The sequence below is a fragment of the Bacillus sp. AR8-1 genome (assembly GCF_008042345.1).
GTDB lineage: Bacteria > Bacillota > Bacilli > Bacillales > Bacillaceae_G > Bacillus_A > Bacillus_A cereus.
Genome location: NZ_QNUB01000071.1, coordinates 1 through 20,713, shown reverse-complemented (window position 1 = coordinate 20,713; position 20,713 = coordinate 1). Strand labels below are relative to the sequence as shown.

Sequence of the window (20,713 nt, the reverse complement as noted above, 5' to 3'; positions counted from 1 at the left end):
CTAAAGAAGAAGAAAAAGCAAGAGAAATAGCAAAGGCTAAAGAAGAAGAGAGAGCGAAAGAAGTATCTAAAAACAACATACAGTCTGCTAAACGTGAATTAACGGTAGTAGCGACAGCGTATACTGCTGATCCAAGTGAAAATGGTACATATGGTGGACGCGTTTTAACTGCGATGGGTCATGATTTAACGGCAAATCCGAATATGAGAATTATCGCAGTTGACCCGAAAGTAATCCCATTAGGATCTAAAGTATGGGTAGAAGGTTATGGAGAAGCTATCGCTGGTGATACTGGAAGTGCAATTAAAGGTAATCGTATTGATGTTTTAATGGGTTCAAAAAGTAAAGCTATGAATTGGGGAAGACAAACTGTTAAAGTGAAAATTTTATAATAACAATAATTATCCAAATAGAAGTCAGTTCTCTTTATTGAGGCTGGCTTTTATTTTTTTAGTAGAAGGATAATAGGATTTTTAAATGGCTTATTACTAAACCTGTAACAAAACATAAAAATTGTATGATGTTTATAAAATAAAACTATTAAGAATGAGGTAAGGAAGTAGAACAGAAGTTTATTGAGAAGTAGAGAAGAGTAGTATGTTGAAAACGAAGGATTAACGTATAATGAAATGTATAAATTGGATCAAATCGTTTACTAAACACTTTCACTCATAATAGTGTAATTAAGTTCAAAGGACAGGTGTATTTCATGAAAGAAGTAAGAGAATATATTGAAACAAAGAAACAAGGTGTATTGGAGCTGCAAATAAAAGAAACTGAAGAAAAGTTAGGTGCTGCTTTCCCAAATCAATATAGGGATCTTATTAAATTAGTTAATAATGCTGAAATAGGGGAATGGATACTATATCCGATTAAAGATAATAGAAATGTAACGAAAACTTGGGATGATATAGTTAGACAAAATGTTGACATGAGAGATGAGTATATGCCAGAAAAACTTATCATAATTGGTGACGATGGTTCAGGGGATAAATTGTGCTTTAAAATAAATAATGGAAAAATGGATGATCAAATATATATTTGGTATCACGCGGATGACGAAATGGAAGAAATATCTCCGAGTTTAAAAGAATTTATTATGGAAACTATTCAGGAAGACGATGTTTTTTAGTCTTAATTATTATCATTTTGTGAATCATTCTTATAAAAGGCGAGGATAGAATATGACAACAGAATTATATGGTGCACATTGCAAAGAAAGGAAAGGGTATAGAGTAATTGAAGGAAGAGGTTCATATAATCATTATTTTGGCGGTCAAGATTGTAATTTGCCAGTATGTAAGTTATGCGGTGAAAAGATGCATCAAATTCTCTGTTTTGATTTAAAAGATGGGAGACTTGCTGAACTTAAAAGTAATGAACTAAATATTTTACCATTCGTTTCATGCTTGAACTGCGCGATGGTGTGGGAACCGCAATATTTTCAGTTAAGTGATGGAGGTAAAACAGTTCAAATCATACAGCAGCAAAATATAGAAGAATGGATAATGGAAGAGGAATATAAGTTACCAGTTTCATTACCAAAAACAACGGTAAAGCTTATAAATATGAAAAATGAAGATATACCTATAGATGAAGATAGTTACTGGGAAGCTTTTGACTTGTTCGGTTCTGAATATGTATGTAGATTATTAGGGGTACCGTTATATGATGATCTTCCAAAGGATTTGGCGTGTCCAACTTGTGCGAAAGAGATGAAATATGTTGCTACAATTACTCAAGATATTGAGGAACGTGGACTTATTTCAGTAGTTAATTTCCAGTTTGGGGAAATGAATATATACTATTATTTATGTATAGATTGTTTAATTATAAAAACTGAAATACAAAATACATAACAAGCCTAACATATTATGTTAGGCTTGTTTTTTGATCGCAACATCATTAAGAATTGCATCAAATATATCTTTTTGCGTAAAGTTATCTGTAAAAATAGTTTCTCTGGCAACCTTAATAGTATCGTGCGGATTATACCATTTTTGTAGGGAATCTTCACCAAATTCGTGTCGTTTGTCCCTTGTGTTATGTCGTCTAATAGTTTCCTCTAATGATAAATCAAAGTAATATGTAAATGCATTTTCATCAAAATAACGAATTAATTCTTTTAACATCTCACCATACCTACGACTGTCCAATATACCTTCTAAAATAACAAATTCACATTTTCCTTTTCCGTACTTTGTAATTTCAAATAGTAAATCATGTGATAAATTACCCATTGTGTCGTGTACTCTAAGCATATCTCTACGCACAACATCCTGTGATACTAAAAGTGTACCTTGTCCGAAATGTTCTTGTAGTTGCTTTGCAATCGTTGTTTTACCACTTGCGGAGTTTCCTCTAAGAATGATTAAAGTGGATGTAAGTATAGGTTTAGACATAATGTATTCCCCCAACGGTATTAATTATATAGAAAATTTTAACAAATAAAGTGAGGAAAGTGTATAATTAATATGATGGATATTTAAGGAGGGGATTAGATGGGGGATATATTAAAAAATGCACAACCTATATGGAAACGGACTTGGTTTCGTTATCTAGGGGCATTTTTTATTGTTCAGTTACTGTTTATCCCGCATTAACGGGCAGTAAGACCCCCACCTCAAAATTCAGCGAAAGCGAAGAAGTTAGGTGGGGGATCAACTGCCCGTAAAAGCCCGATTGGTTCAACTAATAATCAGTGGGGGATGAACAAAACCCCCACTGATTAAAGTTTCACTTTATTTTGTGTGAAATAACTACGTGGGCACCAAACTTTAGACCAGGCGGAGAGTTTTTTAATAGAATATTAAATTCTCAATTTTTCACTGAATGGTTCACACTCTATACAATCCCGCAATTTAACGTATTTACAGCATTTTTTGCGATTACATTACTACCATATGCATTAGTAGGTGCAATGAAAGATGTAACATCAAGAAAAAATATAAAGGAATAATAGAGGTATAATATGCTTTTTCAAAAAGAAGGTTTATTGATTAGATACGTAATGGAAAATGATGCAGCTATCATTTCTAAATGGTTAACGGACCCAGCAGTCCTGCGGTATTACGAAGGACGAGATAATCCGCAATCTGTAGAAAAGGTGCTTGATCATTTTATGCATAATCCAAACAGTAATGAAAATAGATGTTTAATAGAATTTGATACCGTTCCGATTGGTTACATACAAATGTACCCAGTTGATTTAGAGTGGAAAGCGATATATGGCTATAAAGAATCACAAAATGTATGGGGAATGGATCAATTTATCGGTGAACCAGCCTATTGGGGAAAAGGAATTGGACAAAAACTCGTTCAGGCAGCAATTACATACATTATGGGTGAAATGGGAGCAGAAGCAATCGCAATGGATCCGAAAGTAAATAATGAACGAGCGATAAAGTGTTATGAAAAATGCGGATTTAAAAAAGTAAAGATTTTAAAGGAACATGAGCTGCATGAGGGGGAACTAGAAGATTGTTGGATGATGGAATACAAACAATTATAATGAATATGCAATGGCTTATATAAACGAAGGGAGCTTTGCGAAATGAAAAAAGCATTAATCGTAATTGATGTGCAAGCCGGTATGTATACAGCTGGAATGCCAGTACATAATGGGGAAAAGTTTTTACAAACATTGCAAGAGCTTATTGGGGAATGTCGTTCAAATGATATTCCAGTTATTTATGTCCAACATAATGGTCCTAAAGACCATCCGTTAGAAAAAGGTACGGATGGATGGCGAATCCATGCGACCATCGCTCCGCAAGAAGGGGATGATATTGTTGAAAAGACGACGCCAGATTCATTCCATAAGACAAACTTAAGCGAAGTGTTACAAGAGAAAGGAATTGAACACGTTATTCTTTCGGGAATGCAAACAGAGTATTGTGTAGATACGACAACGCGCAGAGCATGTAGTGAAGGATATAAAGTAACGTTAGTGAGTGATGCGCATAGTACATTTAATACAGAAGTGTTATGTGCTGAAGATATTGTGAAACATCATAACACAGTATTGGGAGTGTTTGCGGATGTTGTTGCATTAAAAGACTTGAAAGTGGCTGCCTCTAAATAAGAGGCAGTTTTTTTATTAGAAAAGTAGCGTCAAATATTGTCGGTAAGTTGATATTTTGAAATAATCGTTTATATAATTTCACGTACCATAATGAAAAAATACAATAAAGGAGCACCACATAATTAAAAAGGGTGCTCCTGCATTAAAATGTTACTTTTTCTTGTCTTTATCCAATATATTTTGTTCTTCAGCAAACTCCGTACCATATGCAAAGCGGCGATTAATACGAATGTTATCATTGTTGTGCCTTGTATGAGAGTTAGAGAAGCGATGAACGATTACTTCAGATAAAGTGAAGACGATGGCAGAAAGGATACTGCCCCATGCAATTTGCATATAGTTGTCTAATAAAATATTACCGAAAATCCATACGCTTAAATATGTTAATAAGAAATCCGACATAATGGCACCAGTATTGCCAATTCGATTTAAAATAATTTTATCAACGAACATGTAGGATACGATTGTAACAAAGAGACTGAATGAAACAATTTGAACAAACGTTGCAGGGAAAAATAAAGCAAGCCCAATGCTAAATGCGATAATGCACGATATAAACTTGATAAGCACTACTGTGAAATCATTCAAAATTTACACCTCCGATTTATACATAGTTTTGCAATAAATTCTGGAGTTCATACATTGTAACGGATTTATTTACATAAAACTTTTTCATGTTCGGAATTTAGTCTAAATATTATAAAAATAACGAAAAAATGTTATAGTAAAATGAGAGTGTATGACATTTTTAGGTAAGGGGGAATCCAGGATGTGGATTACTTCAGAAGTAGAAATTCCAGATGAGTTAATTGATCACATTGAGCAAGGAAAGTTAGTGTTATTTGTTGGAGCGGGAGTTTCTATGAAAGGGAAATCAAACTTACCAAATTTTGATGATTTAGTTGATGAAATTGCAAAAACGTTATATGTCGAAAAGCGTGAAATAACAGAACCACATGATTATTATCTTGGTAAAATTGCGAAAACAAAAGATGTACATCAAGTCGCAAGAGATCTTGTTCATATAGAGAAATCAAAACCGAATCCATTACATTATGCAATTCCAAGGTTATTTCCTTTAGATACAGATATCCGCATTGTAACAACAAATTTTGATCAACATTTTACAACTGCAATTAAAGAAATAAATAGAGATATCAATGTTTATTACGCTCCAGCTTTACCGACTGGGAGAGCTTTTAAAGGTCTTGCTTATATACATGGTAATGTAGAACAGGAGAAAGAGGCTTTAATTTTAACAGACGGTGATTTTGGAAGGGCTTACTTAACGGAAGGTTGGGCGAGAAGATTTTTAGTCGATCTATTCTCAAATTACACCGTTTTATTCGTTGGATATAGTCATAATGACCCAGTAATGAAATATTTAGCAACTGGTTTACCACCAAGTACAAGACGATTTGCTTTTGTCGCACAAGGAGAAAATACGTACCACTGGGAACATTTAGGGATAAGACCGATTGTGTATCCGAATAAAGTGAATAATCATCAATCTCTCGTAAAAGCGGTAAAACGCTGGGCGGAATTAATGGGTGATAATTATATTACGAAAAGAATGCGTATTCGGGATATTGTAACGGTTCCCCCGTCATTAGAACAGGAACAATTATCATACATAAAGCAATCAATTAAAAAAATTGAAACAGTTCGTTACTTTGTGGAATTTGCTCACGATTATGAATGGGTCGAATGGTTAGAAGCAGAAGGTAAATTACAAAATTTGTTTATGCTTACGCCAAACTATAATGAAGTAGATGAATTACTTGCAGAATGGTTAGTGGAACAATTTCTTTTTAGTCATCAGATAGAATTATTTCAATTAATTTATAAAAACTATTCTAAAATATCACCGTTATTATGGAGAACAATTTGTAACTACTTAAACGAAACGAAGAGTAAGATGGACCCATTGTTGTTTGCCAGGTGGACACTCCTTTTATTAGAAACTGCTGAAAAAGATAGTAGCTCTATAGAAAAGATTTCTAAGTTACTGCAAAAATGTTCTTTTCCTGAGCATAAGGAAATTGCGTTATTGTTACTAACTTTTATTTTAGACGGAAAGCTGAAGTTGAAACGTGTAAGAAAATGGGGAAATGATACGCAAGAAGCAATAGAACTCGAGGAATCGAGTCGCTTACCAGTATCAACATTTTCTCATGTGGAGCAAATTTGGAATGAAAAGATGAGGCCATATATCGCCTATTATGCTGTTCCAATTATGATGATTGGATTAGAAAAATTGAGAATGTTGTCGTTAAGACAAACGGCACTGAAAAAAAGAAATACGGAAGATGTAGAAAAAGAGTTTCATCAAAATGATCTTGCATTTTTAATACAAATTGTAAAAGAGTGTCTAACTTATTTATGTGAAAACAATGAGAAAAAAGCGGATTATTATATTACAGAAATGATAGAAGCGAATAGTGTACTTCAAAAGCGAATTGCAATTGATGCGATGAATAAAAATATTTTTGTTCGTGTAGATGACAAAATGAAATGGTTGTTACATGAAGGACTTCTTTTAGATTTCACTTATAAACATGAAGTTTTCCAACTTTTAAAAAGTCATTATGCAAATTGTTTGGAAAAAACAAAAGAAGAAGTCACTCGAACTGTAATAAAGCGTCTTACAGAAGAGAGAGTATTTGATGCATGTCTCGTATTAGACTTATTATTCAAGTGTGATTCAAATAGTCCATCTACGGCAAATGGGTATGAGTTAATGAAGCAAAAGCATCCTCATTTTCATTCTGAACGATACAGTGTACAAAAGAAAGAGGATACAGCGCAAAGCATTACTTGTAATGTAACAGCTGACGGATTATTGCAGCTGAAAGATGTTGAAATTATGAAGCAAGTTCGGCAATTTTCGCAAGATGGTGTTTTTGAACAACGCTATTTTTTAGAGATGTTATCAAAAGCATGTAAATTGAATACAGAGTGGAGTATTTCATTCGCATATCAATTAGTAGGAGTGCAAGAAATAAGTAATGAAGTATGGTTTGTTTGTATTAGAGAATGGCGAAATAACAGAGGATTGACAAATGATCAAATCCAAAAAATTATTCCGTTATTGCAGAAATTTGTTAGAAATACTGCTTTTCATTGGTTAATTAGTAGTTTTCTATATGAAATTAGTAATCGACTAGAAGAGTTAGAAGAGAATAGTATACGTGTTGTAAAACGCTTTGCTTTTTCAGTGTTTCCTCAAGTTATGAAGAGTGATACGGATTTTAAGCTTGGAAAACAAGATTTTTACAATGAATCAATTCAGCATCCTGTTGGAAAAATGACGGCTGTATTATTAAAGTTGTTATCATATGATCATTTATACGATCGTAATGTATATGAATATTTATTTTTATTTGAAGAACAAGTAAGAGTTAATTCAGTACGAACAAACTTTATGTTTGCTCGTTTAATAGCAGATATTACATTTCTATATCATATTGAAAAGCAATGGTGCCGAAAATATTTGTTACCATACTTAGATTTAAAAAAACAAAATGAAATTACGGAATATGCATGGGCTGGTTTATGTTACACGCAAATAAATTTACCTTTATTTACAGAAATGAAGCGTTTTATTAAGTATGCGATAGAACATTTGGAAGTATTACATCCGCATACGAGGGAAGCTTTCTTGAAGTGGCTTAGCTTTGTATTTATTAAATGTGTACTATATTGGGAGCAAAAAACAGATTGGTTATACCCTTTACTCATACTAGAAAATGAAGAAAATAAAATTAAATTTATGCAGTTTTTATGCTATTACGTCAAAACATTAAGTGTAAAAGAACAACAAAAATTTTGGACAGCTTGGCTCAGTGTATTTTTGCGAGAACGACCAAAAATGGGTGAGATAACAGCGAGAGAATATGTAATGCTTTTACGTATTATTTTATACATGGATGAAATATTAGAAAAAGGATTATGTATTATGTCTCGTGCATTTTCAAGTGTAAATGGTAAATGTACAGGTGAGGAAATGAAGCAGTTATTGATTGAAATGCTTCATAAAAAAGAAAGTATGAAAGCGCATAAAGAAATGTTTGCAAATGTGTTTTTTATTTTATTACAAACATGTCAAGAAGCTGTTTTATTTGAAAAAGAAATCATACAAATAAAAGAATTATTAGTTCAGTATGAAGTAGAGGAATATGTTTTACATTTACTAGAAAATGAAATAATTCGCATAGGAATTGTAATGGGTGATTTACAAGAAGAATTATAGGACGAAAGTGGAAATTTAAAAAATATATAAAAAGTTGTTGACAGTGTTTTGAAAAGCGTTCTATAATACGAATCATACTTATTCAATTTCAAAAACATTTGAATAAACAAAGTGCAATGAAGAGATCACAGTAGTGGTTAGTCTTACTGTAACAGAGAGCTGGTGGTTGGTGTGAACCAGTACAGGGATAATCATGAATTACAGTCTTGGAGCATCTTTTTCGTAATAAAGATAGTTTGTCTTTATGAGGAAAAAGCGGTCAATTGATCGTTAACAGTGAAGAGAGGTAGACGGAAAGTTAGTCTACAACTAGGGTGGTACCGCGATAAATATCGTCCCTACTGATTTATTCAGTAGGGACTTTTTGTATTTTAGTGGTCCAACTTGAAAATAAAATAGTCATGCATTGAAAGGAAAAGCAGTAGTTGTTGTTTCCCTGTAACAGAGAGCTGGTGGTTGGTGCGAACCAGTACAAAAACAAGAGCGAATTACAGTCCTGGAGCATCTTTTTCGTAGTAAAGATAGTATTGTCTTTATGAAGGGAAAGACGGTCAGATGATCGTTAACAATGAAGAGAGGTAGACGAAAGAAGTCTACAACTAGGGTGGTACCGCGATAAATATCGTCCCTACTGATTGAATCAGTAGGGCTTTTTTGTACAAAAAAGTGGGTTTTTAACTAGTAGTTCATGTCTTTGTACAAATTATTAGTTTAAAATAAGAAGAGGTATCGATTCCACTATAAATTTGTATAATTAGTCAGTTCAGAAAATAGAGAATTTTTTATTCTCTTACTATACTTTTAAAACATTAGAGGAGGATTTCCAAATGGCAAATCATGAATTAGATCAATTACGTAAACAGGTAGATGAAATTAACTTACAACTATTACACCTTTTAAACAAACGTGGTGAAATTGTTCAAAAAATTGGAGAGCAAAAGCAAGTACAAGGCACGAAACGCTTTGATCCAGTACGTGAGCGTGAAGTACTTGATATGATTGCAGAGCATAACGAAGGACCATTCGAAACATCAACAGTTCAACATATTTTCAAAACGATTTTCAAAGCAAGCTTAGAGTTACAAGAAGATGATAACCGTAAAGCGTTACTAGTATCACGTAAAAAGAAACAAGAAAATACAATCGTTGATGTAAAAGGTGAATTGATTGGAAACGGAACACAAACGTTCATCATGGGACCTTGTGCAGTAGAAAGCTTAGAGCAAGTTCGTCAAGTAGGGCAAGCGATGAAAGACCAAGGCTTAAAATTAATGCGCGGTGGTGCATTCAAACCGAGAACATCTCCATACGATTTCCAAGGTTTAGGAGTAGAAGGACTTCAAATTTTACGTCAAGTAGCAGACGAGTTCGACTTAGCAATTATTAGTGAAATTTTAAATCCGAACGATGTTGAAATGGCATTAGACTACGTTGATGTAATTCAAGTTGGCGCACGTAACATGCAAAACTTCGATTTATTACGAGCTGTAGGTAAAGTTAACAAACCAGTATTATTAAAACGTGGATTAGCAGCAACAATTGATGAGTTCATTAACGCAGCGGAATACATCATTGCGCAAGGTAACGATCAAATTATTCTTTGTGAGCGCGGTATCCGCACATACGAAAGAGCAACACGTAACACATTAGACATTTCTGCAGTACCAATTTTAAAGAAAGAAACACATTTACCAGTTATCGTTGATGTAACACATTCAACTGGACGCAGAGATTTATTATTACCAACAGCGAAAGCGGCACTTGCAATTGGCGCAGATGCAGTAATGGCTGAAGTTCATCCAGATCCAGCAGTTGCATTGTCAGATTCTGCACAACAAATGGACATTCCAGAATTCCATAGATTCATGGATGAGTTAAAAGGTTTCAAAAATAAATTATCTTAATTCCATATCATATATGCGTTGAAGAGGAAACAGTAGTGCTTATCTCACTGTTAAAGAGAGCTGATGGCTGGTGTGAATCAGTACAAAGGTAAGCATGAATTACAGCCTTGGAGCATCTTTCTCGACAACTTATGGAGGGGAAGACGGTCAAACGATCGTTAAAGAAGAAGAGAGGTAGACGACAGTTGTCTACAACTAGGGTGGTACCGCGATAAACATCGTCCCTACTGAGCGCTCAGTAGGGACTTTTTTGTACAAAAAAATAGTAAAGGGGCAAGAGAAATGAGATACATTACAGCTGGAGAATCACATGGACCGCAGTTAACAGTTATTTTAGAAGGTGTACCAGCAGGTTTGACACTTACGGCGGAACATATTAATAAAGAATTATTAAGAAGACAAAAAGGTCATGGACGCGGAAGACGCATGCAAATTGAAACAGATACAGTTGAAATTGTAAGTGGTGTTCGTCACGGGATGACACTTGGATCACCGATTACGTTAATCGTAAAAAATGATGATTTCAAACATTGGACGAAAGTAATGGGTGCTGAGCCAATTTCTGAAAAAGAAAGTAAAGACATGAAACGTACAATTACAAAACCACGTCCAGGACATGCGGATTTAAATGGAGCAATTAAATATGGTCATCGTGATATAAGAAACGTATTAGAGCGCTCATCTGCAAGAGAAACGACAGTTCGTGTAGCTGCTGGTGCAGTTGCAAAACAAATTTTAAGCGAATTAGGCGTAAAAATTGCAGGACATGTTCTTGAAATTGGTGGAGTAAAAGCAAAACATATTTCAAACTTACCGATTGAAGAAATTCAAACGATAACTGAAAACTCACCAGTTCGATGTTTAGATAAAGAAGTAGAGCAAGAAATGATGGATGCGATTGACAACGCAAAAAGTAGCGGAGATTCAATCGGTGGTATTGTGGAAGTTATTGCAGAAGGTATGCCAATTGGCGTTGGTAGTTACGTTCATTACGATCGTAAATTAGATGCAAAACTTGCTGGTGCAATTATGAGTATAAATGCATTTAAAGGTGCTGAAATTGGCGTAGGTTTTGAAGCGGCAAGACAACCAGGAAGTAAAGTGCATGATGAAATTCTGTGGGATGAAGAAAAAGGATACACGAGAAAAACGAATAATGCCGGCGGTTTAGAAGGCGGTATGACAACAGGTATGCCAATTGTCGTAAGAGGCGTTATGAAGCCAATTCCTACATTATACAAACCGTTAGCAAGCGTTGATATTGATACGAAGGAAGCATTCCAAGCGAGTATTGAAAGATCTGATAGTTGCGCAGTACCAGCGGCGGGTGTAGTAGCTGAATCTGTTGTAGCATGGGAACTTGCAGATGCACTAGTCGAACAATTCGGAAAAGATCGTATGGAATTATTAAAACAAAACATTATGCAACACAATAACTACGCAAAAGAATTTTAATAAAAAGGTGGGTTTAACGTGCAAGTAAAAGATCAACTATCATCATTACAACCATATAAACCAGGTAAATCACCAGAACAAATGAAAGAAGTGTACGGAGATCATTCGTTTGTGAAATTAGCATCGAATGAAAATCCATTCGGTTGTTCACCGAGAGTTTTAGAAGAGTTGCAAAAATCTTGGTTGGAACATGCTTTATATCCTGACGGAGGTGCTACGACGCTCCGTCAAACAATCGCGGATAAGTTGCATGTGCAAATGGAACAAGTACTTTGTGGTAGTGGTTTAGATGAAGTCATTCAAATGATAAGCCGTGCAGTACTTAAAGCAGGAGATAATATCGTAACGGCTGGTGCAACATTCCCGCAGTACCGTCATCATGCAATTATTGAAGGCAGTGAAGTGAAAGAAATTCCTTTAAATAACGGTGTATACGATTTAGACGAAATTTCGTCAGCGGTAAATAATAATACGAAAATCGTATGGATTTGTAATCCGAACAACCCGACGGGCACATATGTGAATGAGCAAAAATTAACTCAATTTATTGAAGGCATTAGTGAAAATACGTTAATTGTCATTGATGAAGCGTACTATGAATACGTAACAGCAAAAGATTTCCCTGAGACATTACCGCTTTTAGAAAAACATAAAAACATTCTTGTACTTAGAACGTTTTCTAAAGCATACGGATTAGCTTCTTTCCGCGTTGGATATGCGATCGGACAGGAAGAGCTAATTGAGAAATTAAATGTCGTACGTTTGCCATTTAACGTATCTTCATTAGCGCAAAAAGCAGCGACGATTGCTTTTGGTGACGATGAGTTTATTGAGGAAATAGTTCGTGTGAATACAGAGGGATTACAACAATACGAAAGCTTTTGTAAGGAAAATGAAATTCCATTTTATCCATCACAAACAAATTTCATCTTCTTGCCAGTTGAGAATGCAGGAGAGATTTATGAAGCTTGTGCACATGCAGGATTTATTATTCGTCCGTTCCCGAATGGTGTCCGTATTACAGTCGGAACAAGGGAGCAAAATGAAGGAGTGATTTCAGTGTTAAAACAACACTTTGAAAATAAAAAAAGAAAGTCTCGAGATGAGGCAAATGCGTAAAAAGGTAGTTTTAATTGGAACTGGTTTAATCGGAGGCTCTCTCGCATTAGCGATTAAGAAAGAGCACGATGTAACGATAACAGGTTACGATATATTTAAAGAGCAAGTAGAGCGTGCAAAAGAATTACACGTAGTAGATGAAGTAGCAGTTGATTTACAGCATGCATGTGAAGAGGCACATTTAATTATTTTTGCTTCTCCAGTTGAAGAAACGAAGAAGCTATTACACAAACTTGCGTCATTCCGTTTACGAGAAGATGTTATAGTGACTGATGTTGGTAGTACAAAAGGGTCTATTATGAACGAAGCGGAAGCTTTATTTTCAAAGGAAGTTTCTTTCATTGGGGGACATCCGATGGCGGGTTCTCATAAAACGGGAGTTGAAAGCGCAAAGGCGCATTTATTTGAAAATGCATTTTACATTTTAACACCGATGAATCATATACCAAATGAACAAGTGGAAGACCTTAAAGTATGGTTAAAAGGAACAGGATCTCATTTTCTTGTTTTAAATACAGAAGAACATGATTATGTAACAGGGATTGTTAGTCATTTCCCGCATCTTATCGCAGCAGGTTTAGTAAAGCAAGTTGAGAAACATGCAGGAGATAATCCGCTCATTCATCAACTCGCTGCTGGAGGTTTCAAAGACATTACACGTATCGCATCTAGTAGTCCTAAAATGTGGAGTGATATTGTAAAGCAAAATCGAGAGCATTTAATGGTATTATTAAAAGAGTGGATCTCTGAAATGGAAGGTTTATATAAGACAGTTTCTACCGGAGATGCAGGCGAGATTCAAAACTATTTTGCAGATGCGAAAGAATACCGTGATTCTTTACCAGTAAGAAAGAGTGGTGCAATTCCTGCCTATCACGACTTATACGTTGATGTATTAGATAAGGTGGGGGCATTGGCTCATATTACGAGTATTTTAGCGCGCGAGGAAATTAGTATTACGAACTTGCAAATATTAGAAGCGCGTGAAGGACTGCTTGGGGTATTACGTATTAGTTTCCAAAGGGAAGAAGATCGTATGAAAGCAAAGCTAGCGCTTGGAGAAGAAGAATACCAAACTTATGAAACAATTTAAATGAGAAGGTGAAAAACGTGAAAGAAAGAACAATACAACCTGTTAATAACGGATTGAATGGCAATATTACAATCCCAGGTGATAAATCCATTTCACACCGTGCTGTTATGTTCGGTTCGATTGCAGAAGGGAAAACAACAATTAAAGGTTTCTTGCCCGGTGCAGACTGTTTAAGTACTATTTCATGTTTTAAAGAAATGGGAGTAGAAATTACGCAAAACGGTGATGAAGTTATTGTAGTTGGTAAAGGATTAGAAGGTTTACAAGAACCGAAAGCTGTATTAGATGTTGGTAATTCTGGTACAACAATTCGATTAATGTCAGGTATATTAGCTAACACACCATTTTTCTCTTGCGTACAAGGTGATGAGTCTATCGCAAAAAGACCGATGAAGCGTGTAACAAACCCATTAAAACAAATGGGTGCAAACATTGACGGCAGAGAAGAAGGAACATTTACACCGCTAACAATACGTGGCGGAGATTTAAAAGCAATTGAATATATTTCTCCTGTTGCAAGTGCACAAGTAAAGTCAGCTATTTTACTTGCAGGTCTTCGTGCAGAAGGTGTAACAGCTGTTACAGAACCACATATTTCACGCGACCATACGGAAAGAATGCTTGAAGCATTTGGTGTTAAAGTAACTCGCGAAGGGAAAACAGTGAAGCTGTCAGGTGGACAAAAATTAACAGCAACAGACATTCAAGTGCCAGGTGACGTATCATCAGCAGCATTTTTCTTAGTAGCAGGTGCAATCATCCCAAATAGTAAACTAGTATTACAAAATGTAGGAATGAATCCAACTCGTACAGGTATTATTGATGTTTTAGAGAAAATGGGTGCTACGTTCACTGTAGATCTAATTAACGAAGGGGCATCAGAACCAGCTGCAAATATTACAATTGAAACATCTTCATTAAAAGGAATTGAAATTGGCGGAGATATTATCCCTAGATTAATCGATGAGATTCCTGTAATCGCATTAGCGGCAACGCAAGCGGAAGGAATTACAGTAATTAAAGATGCACACGAATTAAAAGTAAAAGAAACAAATCGTATTGATACAGTCGTTGCTGAGTTAACGAAACTAGGAGCTCGCATAGAAGCAACTGATGACGGCATGATCATTTACGGAAAATCAGCTCTAAAAGGCAATACAGTAAATAGTTATGGTGATCATCGCATCGGAATGATGCTTGCGATTGCTGGCTGCCTGGCAGAAGGAAAAACAATTATTGAAGATGCAGAAGCAGTAGGTGTATCATATCCTACATTCTTTGATGAACTTCAAAAGTTAGCTAAATAATAAGGATGGAAAGCAGATACGTGATGTATCTGCTTTTTTTGTTAAAACGTCTTTCTAATTTCACTTACCGAACTACAATAGAAAGAATTGTGATACAATTCAAACAGGGAATGGAGGAGAATTATATGAATGTCATACAATTAAAAGAAGATAAGTTCAGAGAAGCATTATGTTTATCAGAATACGCTTTTCAATATAAAGTAGATGAGGAACGATTACAGCAGCAACTTACAAAGATGAAGGAAAGTCATGAAATATACGGCATTATGGAAGGGGAAGACTTAGCAGCAAAACTACATCTTATTCCGTTTCATATTTACATAGGTAAAGAAAAATTTAAAATGGGTGGCGTTGCAGGGGTAGCGACGTATCCTGAGTATAGAAGAAGTGGGTATGTAAAAGAGCTACTTCAATATTCACTTCAAACGATGAAAAAAGATGGCTATACAGTCTCTATGTTACATCCATTTGCGGTTTCATTTTACCGTAAATACGGCTGGGAACTTTGTGCGAATTTAGTCACATGTCATATGACTAAGAGCGATTTAGTGATGAAAAAACAAGTAAATGGCACTGTGAAACGTTTCAATAAAGAAAATCATCCAGAAGAAGTCGAGAAGCTCTATGAAGCATTTGCAGAACGTTTTTCAGGTATGTTAGTTCGAGAGAAGAACTGGTGGTTTCAAGCGGTTTATGATGATTTAACATTAGCGATTTACTATGATGAAAATAAAAAGGCAGCCGGTTACATGTTATACAAAATAGAAAACTATAAAATGACAGTAGAAGAATTTGTACCACTGCATAATGAAGCACGAAATGGTCTGTGGAACTTTATTTGCCAGCATGATTCTATGATTAAAGAACTTGAAATGACAGTAAGTGAAAACGAACCGTTGCTATATTCATTGCAAGAGCCACGCGTGAAGACAGAAATAAAACCATATTTTATGGGAAGAATTGTAGATGTAGAGCAGTTCTTAAAACAATATGAGTTGAGCTGGAACAATGTACAGCAAGAAGTGATTCTACACATTACAGACGCATTTGCTCCGTGGAACAACGTATCAGTGAGGCTTGCGAATCATGAAATAACAATTATGAAAGAGGAAACAATAGATAAAGGAATTAAGCTGGATATTAACGCATTATCTACAATAATGTTTGGCTACAAGCGTCCGTTAGAACTTAATGAACTAGAATTCATTAGCGGAAGCGAAGAGGAAATACAAGCATTTGAGAATATAGTTCCAGTACGTAAAGCTTTTATTTATGATTTCTTTTAAGCTTTAAATAGGAAATTGGGCTGTCCCAAACAAAATTTGGGACGGTTTTCTCTTTGGTTCTCGTTTTTGTCGGTAAGTCGATGTATTCTAAAAACCGCTGATATAAATTGATTCACAAACAAGGGATTAAAATTGCAACTATACGTAGTTACGCACTTGACTTTTAGTCCTTGTAATTTATAATTAAAAACGGAATGAATTTTCATTCCTAAAAATAGAGGTGGAAAAAATGGCTAAAAACAAACAAGAGGATATTTTTGATGCTGCGATGCAACTTTTTGCAGAGCGTGGTTACGATGGTACGACAATTCCAATGATCGCTGAAAAGGCAAAAGTCGGTGCGGGTACTATTTATCGCTATTTTGAAAATAAAGAGGCACTAGTTAACTCATTATTTTCAAAAAGTATGTTAGAGCTTTCTGAAATGATAAAAACAGATTTTCCTGTTGAAGCAAATATTCGTGAACAGTTTAGTCATACCTACAACCGTTTATTTGAATTTGCGAGAAACAATGTGGACGCTTTTTTATTTACAAATTCTCACTGTGACAGTTATTTTCTTGATGAACAAAGTAAGAAAATATTTGACGATTTTATAGGCTTCTTTATGAATATTATTGAAGATGGAATCGCAAAAGGTTTTCTTCGTCCATTGCCTCCAGTTGCTTTAATTATTATTGTATATCAGCCGCTAGAAGCATTAACGAAAGTAATTGCAACAGGGCAATTAGAATACTCGAAAGAGTTAGTAAAAGAATTGGAAGAAAGCTCTTGGAATGCTATTAGAATCATTTGATTCTATAGCTTTATAAGGACAGGAATGAATATTCATTCCTAAATAGATTTAAAAAATGAAAGTAGGAGAGGGTATTTGTGCAACCAAAGGAATGAACATTCATTCCGGAAAAGATTAGTTTAATAGGGTCTATAGAATAAATCAATAGAATGATAGGAATGAACGTTCATTCCTAAAAATAGTTTCAAAATAATAGGAATGAATATTCATTCCGGAACTAACATTATACTTTCAAAATGGGAGATGATTAAAATGAGTAAGCTAAAAAATTGGAGAAGTTTATCTTTTCTATTATGGATAGTTATTACTATTACAATGATCGTAACGATGCCTAATATGGATAAATTAGTGAAAGAAAAAGGGCATATTACGATTCCGAATACAGAGCAAAGTAGTATCGCTGACAAAATGATAAGAGAGATGGATAAAGACGGGACAGAAAAATATGATGTTATAGCTGTTTTTAATAGTGGAAGTAAAGCAGCTTTAACAACTGAGCAAAAAGATGAAATAATAAAAACAATCAACGCTTTACAAAATGAAAAAGAGCAATTAGGAATTAAGGAAGTTGTTTCACATTTAGATAATAAAGACTTGGAAAAACAATTGATATCTAAAGACAATACGACCATTTTAACGCAAATTTCTGTAGATAAAAAACATGGTGAAATATCAAAAATTGCAAATGGGCTTCATAATAAAATTAAACCGAAGGGAGTTAAAACGTACTTAACAGGAAGTGATTTAATAGCGGGTGATTTTCTTACATCCTCTCAAGAGGGAGTGAAAAAGACAGAAGTTATTTCTATCATTTTCATTTTAGTTGTATTAATCATTGTATTTCGTTCACCAATTGTTCCAATCGTTTCTCTGCTTACAGTGGGTGTATCATATTTAGTTTCAATGGGGATTATTGCCCACCTAGTAGATCAATTTAATTTTCCGTTTTCTAACTTTACACAAGTGTTTGTAGTTGTTGTCCTGTTTGGGGTTGGAACAGACTATAACATTTTATTATATACAAGGTTTAAGGAAGAATTAAGTAAACAAGAAAATGTATTTTTAGCTACGAAAGAAACGTTTAAATCGGCAGGGAAAACCGTTTTATATAGTGGGATAGCAGTACTAATTGGTTTTGCATCTCTTGCTTTAGCGAGTTTTAAATTATATCAATCTACTTCAGCCGTAGCAATTGGTGTCGCAGTATTATTACTCGTATTAACTACGTTAAATCCATTTTTTATGGTGCTTTTAGGAAAAGGAATGTTTTATCCAGTAAAAACATTTAAAGGTCATGAGGATAGTCGTTTATGGGGATTTCTTGCGAAAAACTCAGTAGTAAGACCATTCGCAGCTTTAATCATTGTATTTGTGATATCGATTCCTTTCCTAATGAAATATTCTAACACACTAAATTACAATGATTTATTTGAAGTAGATAATAAATATGAATCGAAAAAGGGGATTAACGTAATAGAAGAACATTTTCCACCTGGTTTTTCTTCACCAAGTACGTTAGTCATTCAATCGGATAACAAGTTAGACGAGGCGAGTTCTCTTCAAACTTTAGATGAACTAACTGATAAGATTTTGAAAGTGAAAGGTGTGTCAGAAGTATATTCACCGACGCGTCCAACTGGGGAAAGGATAAAAGAACTATATATAAATAAACAAGCTGGAGAACTAAATACGGGGTTAGGAGATGCCAATGGTGGTATAAAGGACATTAATGATGGGTTAACTGCTGCGAAAGATAAAATGGGTAGTAAAGACTCAAATAGTCTTGCAAACGTTCAAAAGTTAATTGATGGAACAAACGAAGCGAAAAACGGTGTAACGGCATTAGGAACAGCTTTACATCAACTATCAAGTGGTATAAATGACGGAGCACAAGGTGCGCAACAAATTGAGGGTGGATTAACTTCAGTAAATGAAAATATAAATGTTTTATCTAATGCAACTTCACAACTTCATGCTGGTTATGCACAGTTAGAAAAAGGTTTAAGCTCTTACGATCAATACTTCGGAAGTATTTCTCAAGCAATTGATGGTGCGAAAAAAGGTTATGAACAAATTGAAGTGTTAATGACCAATTTTATTCAAACGAAACCAGAATTAGCAAATGATCCGAACATACTACAAACGATAGGAATTGCTAAAGAGGCTCAGAAGCAATTAGGTGTGCTTTCAAATGAATTAAATCAATTAGCAACGCATCATAAAGCGGCGATGGGCTCATTTAAAGAAGCGAATCAATCGTTATTGAAAGTGGATAACGGTTTAAAAGAAATGAACAATGGAGTTACTAAATTACAAAAAGGAGCAGCTGATCTTAAAAATGGATTAGATGAAGGTGCTTCAGGTTCTAAACAAATTGCGAACAAGTCATCTGAGTTACAAACCGGATTAACAAAAATAAATGATGGGCAAGGCCAGTTATTAACCGGGCTGAAAGACTTGCAAGAACAGATGGGGCAATTACAATCAGGATTATCTAAAAGTACAGAAGGGCTCGAAAAGGTAAGTAACGGACTAGGGGATGCTCAGAAATATTTAGGAGAATTGAATGAATCAAAAAGCTCTGAGAAATTTTATATTCCAAAAGAAGTTTTAGAGGGAGAAGATTTCCAAAAAGCATTGAATACGTACATGTCACATGATAGAAAGACTGCTAAAATGACAATCATTTTAGACGTAAATCCGTATTCAAAAGAAGCGATGCCAATCATTGAAGAAATTAATAAAACGATAGACGGTACATTAAATGGTACAGAATTAAAATCAACAAAAAAAGCGATCGGCGGTACAACAGCAAGAAACGTTGATTTAAAAGAAGTAACGGGCCAAGATTTCTTACGTACAGCTACAATTATGTTAATTGGAATTGCGGTTGTATTACTCGTTATTACACGGTCATTTTTAAATACAATCTTCATTATTGGATCTTTAATATTAGCTTATTTTGCATCACTTGGTATAAGTGAACAAATTAGTACACACATACTAAACGTAGAGTCATTGAGCTGGAATGTACCATTCTTTAGTTTTATAATGATAGTCGCTTTAGGTGTGGATTATAGCATTTTCGTAATGATGAGATACAATGAGCTAGAGGGGGACCCAGCAACGAAAATTGTAAATGCATCTCGTCACATAGGAGGAGTCGTATTATCAGCGGCACTTATTTTAGGTGGTACATTTGCTGCATTAATCCCTTCGGGTGTATTGACGCTTATACAAGTAGCATCTGTTGTTGGTGTTGCACTGTTATTATTAGCTATTATTGTGATGCCAATATTGATACCTGCGTTAATAGGGTTAACGAATAAAATGAAGAATTATACGAAAAAATTAAGTAAAAGAAAGTAAAGAATCCCCTTTTAAAAGGGGATTCTTCTCAGAGTGTTGGGAAACCCT

General features: G+C 34.7%; 16 protein-coding genes, 2 pseudogenes and 3 other annotated features. Of the genes and pseudogenes, 16 read left to right on the top strand and 2 right to left on the bottom strand.

The features are described 5' to 3' along the window. The 3 genes from DN400_RS28925 to DN400_RS28915 form a co-directional block, all read left to right on the top strand. Positions 1-392 (top strand): 3D domain-containing protein (locus DN400_RS28925; RefSeq protein ID WP_179953512.1); only part of this gene is annotated, 392 nt, incomplete at its 5' end. A 317-nt stretch (positions 393-709) separates the two neighbouring features. After that, complete coding sequence (locus DN400_RS28920; protein WP_065228989.1) at positions 710-1,132, top strand: SMI1/KNR4 family protein; 423 nt, start codon at positions 710-712, stop codon at positions 1,130-1,132. 52 nt (positions 1,133-1,184) lie between these two features. Beyond that, the gene (locus DN400_RS28915; protein WP_000206085.1) at positions 1,185-1,859 is read left to right on the top strand and encodes a hypothetical protein; all 675 of its coding nucleotides are present in this window, start codon (positions 1,185-1,187) and stop codon (positions 1,857-1,859) included. An 18-nt stretch (positions 1,860-1,877) separates the two neighbouring features. On the opposite strand, the gene DN400_RS28910 is transcribed toward DN400_RS28915, so the two are convergent. Then, positions 1,878-2,402, bottom strand: coding sequence for a kinase (locus DN400_RS28910; RefSeq protein ID WP_098256244.1), 525 nt, complete (start codon positions 2,400-2,402; stop codon positions 1,878-1,880). A 99-nt stretch (positions 2,403-2,501) separates the two neighbouring features. Here DN400_RS28910 and DN400_RS29665 point away from each other — a divergent pair. The 4 genes and pseudogenes from DN400_RS29665 to DN400_RS28890 all read left to right on the top strand — a co-directional run. Further along, positions 2,502-2,585, top strand: a pseudogene (locus DN400_RS29665) (YfzA family protein); the annotation flags it as partial. A gap of 155 nt (positions 2,586-2,740) precedes the next feature. After that, positions 2,741-2,959, top strand: a pseudogene (locus tag DN400_RS28900) (YfzA family protein); the annotation flags it as partial. Between the two features lie 12 nt (positions 2,960-2,971). Next, positions 2,972-3,511, top strand: coding sequence for a GNAT family N-acetyltransferase (locus DN400_RS28895; RefSeq protein WP_098237039.1), 540 nt, complete (start codon positions 2,972-2,974; stop codon positions 3,509-3,511). Between the two features lie 42 nt (positions 3,512-3,553). Further along, positions 3,554-4,084, top strand: a complete 531-nt coding sequence (locus tag DN400_RS28890) for a cysteine hydrolase family protein (protein WP_098256243.1) — start codon at positions 3,554-3,556, stop codon at positions 4,082-4,084. A 150-nt stretch (positions 4,085-4,234) separates the two neighbouring features. Here the strand turns inward: DN400_RS28890 and DN400_RS28880 are convergent, their stop codons facing one another. Further along, positions 4,235-4,672 (bottom strand): YndM family protein, encoded by a 438-nt coding sequence (locus DN400_RS28880; RefSeq protein WP_098237037.1) that lies wholly within the window; start codon positions 4,670-4,672, stop codon positions 4,235-4,237. Between the two features lie 181 nt (positions 4,673-4,853). Here DN400_RS28880 and DN400_RS28875 point away from each other — a divergent pair, with 181 nt between their 5' ends. From DN400_RS28875 to DN400_RS28835, 9 genes are all read left to right on the top strand, one after another. After that, positions 4,854-8,336 carry a DUF4020 domain-containing protein gene (locus DN400_RS28875; protein WP_141527861.1) on the top strand — a complete coding sequence of 1,161 codons (3,483 nt, stop codon included), beginning with the start codon at positions 4,854-4,856 and terminating at the stop codon, positions 8,334-8,336. A 107-nt stretch (positions 8,337-8,443) separates the two neighbouring features. After that, positions 8,444-8,679 (top strand) — a binding site (T-box leader). A 54-nt stretch (positions 8,680-8,733) separates the two neighbouring features. Beyond that, positions 8,734-8,969: a binding site (T-box leader), on the top strand. Positions 8,970-9,163: 194 nt separating this feature from the next. Next, positions 9,164-10,240 (top strand): bifunctional 3-deoxy-7-phosphoheptulonate synthase/chorismate mutase, encoded by a 1,077-nt coding sequence (locus DN400_RS28870; RefSeq protein ID WP_001273575.1) that lies wholly within the window; start codon positions 9,164-9,166, stop codon positions 10,238-10,240. A 9-nt stretch (positions 10,241-10,249) separates the two neighbouring features. Next, positions 10,250-10,469: a binding site (T-box leader), on the top strand. A 53-nt stretch (positions 10,470-10,522) separates the two neighbouring features. Then, on the top strand, positions 10,523-11,695 hold the full coding sequence (gene aroC, locus DN400_RS28865; RefSeq protein WP_001269431.1) for a chorismate synthase: 1,173 nt from the start codon (positions 10,523-10,525) through the stop codon (positions 11,693-11,695). A gap of 18 nt (positions 11,696-11,713) precedes the next feature. Further along, complete coding sequence (gene hisC, locus DN400_RS28860; RefSeq protein ID WP_001197264.1) at positions 11,714-12,814, top strand: histidinol-phosphate transaminase; 1,101 nt, start codon at positions 11,714-11,716, stop codon at positions 12,812-12,814. Beyond that, the gene (gene tyrA / locus DN400_RS28855) at positions 12,807-13,907 is read left to right on the top strand and encodes a prephenate dehydrogenase (RefSeq protein ID WP_001228133.1); all 1,101 of its coding nucleotides are present in this window, start codon (positions 12,807-12,809) and stop codon (positions 13,905-13,907) included. The genes hisC and tyrA overlap by 8 nt, the downstream gene beginning before the upstream one ends. A gap of 17 nt (positions 13,908-13,924) precedes the next feature. Next, positions 13,925-15,214, top strand: a complete 1,290-nt coding sequence (gene aroA, locus DN400_RS28850; protein ID WP_000664625.1) for a 3-phosphoshikimate 1-carboxyvinyltransferase — start codon at positions 13,925-13,927, stop codon at positions 15,212-15,214. A gap of 125 nt (positions 15,215-15,339) precedes the next feature. Further along, a complete protein-coding gene (locus tag DN400_RS28845; protein WP_001100911.1) occupies positions 15,340-16,500 on the top strand; it encodes a GNAT family N-acetyltransferase in 1,161 nt (386 codons plus the stop codon). 229 nt (positions 16,501-16,729) lie between these two features. Then, positions 16,730-17,296: a TetR/AcrR family transcriptional regulator gene (locus DN400_RS28840; RefSeq protein WP_001107300.1), complete on the top strand. Its 567-nt coding sequence runs from the start codon at positions 16,730-16,732 to the stop codon at positions 17,294-17,296. 252 nt (positions 17,297-17,548) lie between these two features. After that, positions 17,549-20,665: an MMPL family transporter gene (locus DN400_RS28835; RefSeq protein ID WP_141527860.1), complete on the top strand. Its 3,117-nt coding sequence runs from the start codon at positions 17,549-17,551 to the stop codon at positions 20,663-20,665. Positions 20,666-20,713: the final 48 nt, after the last annotated feature.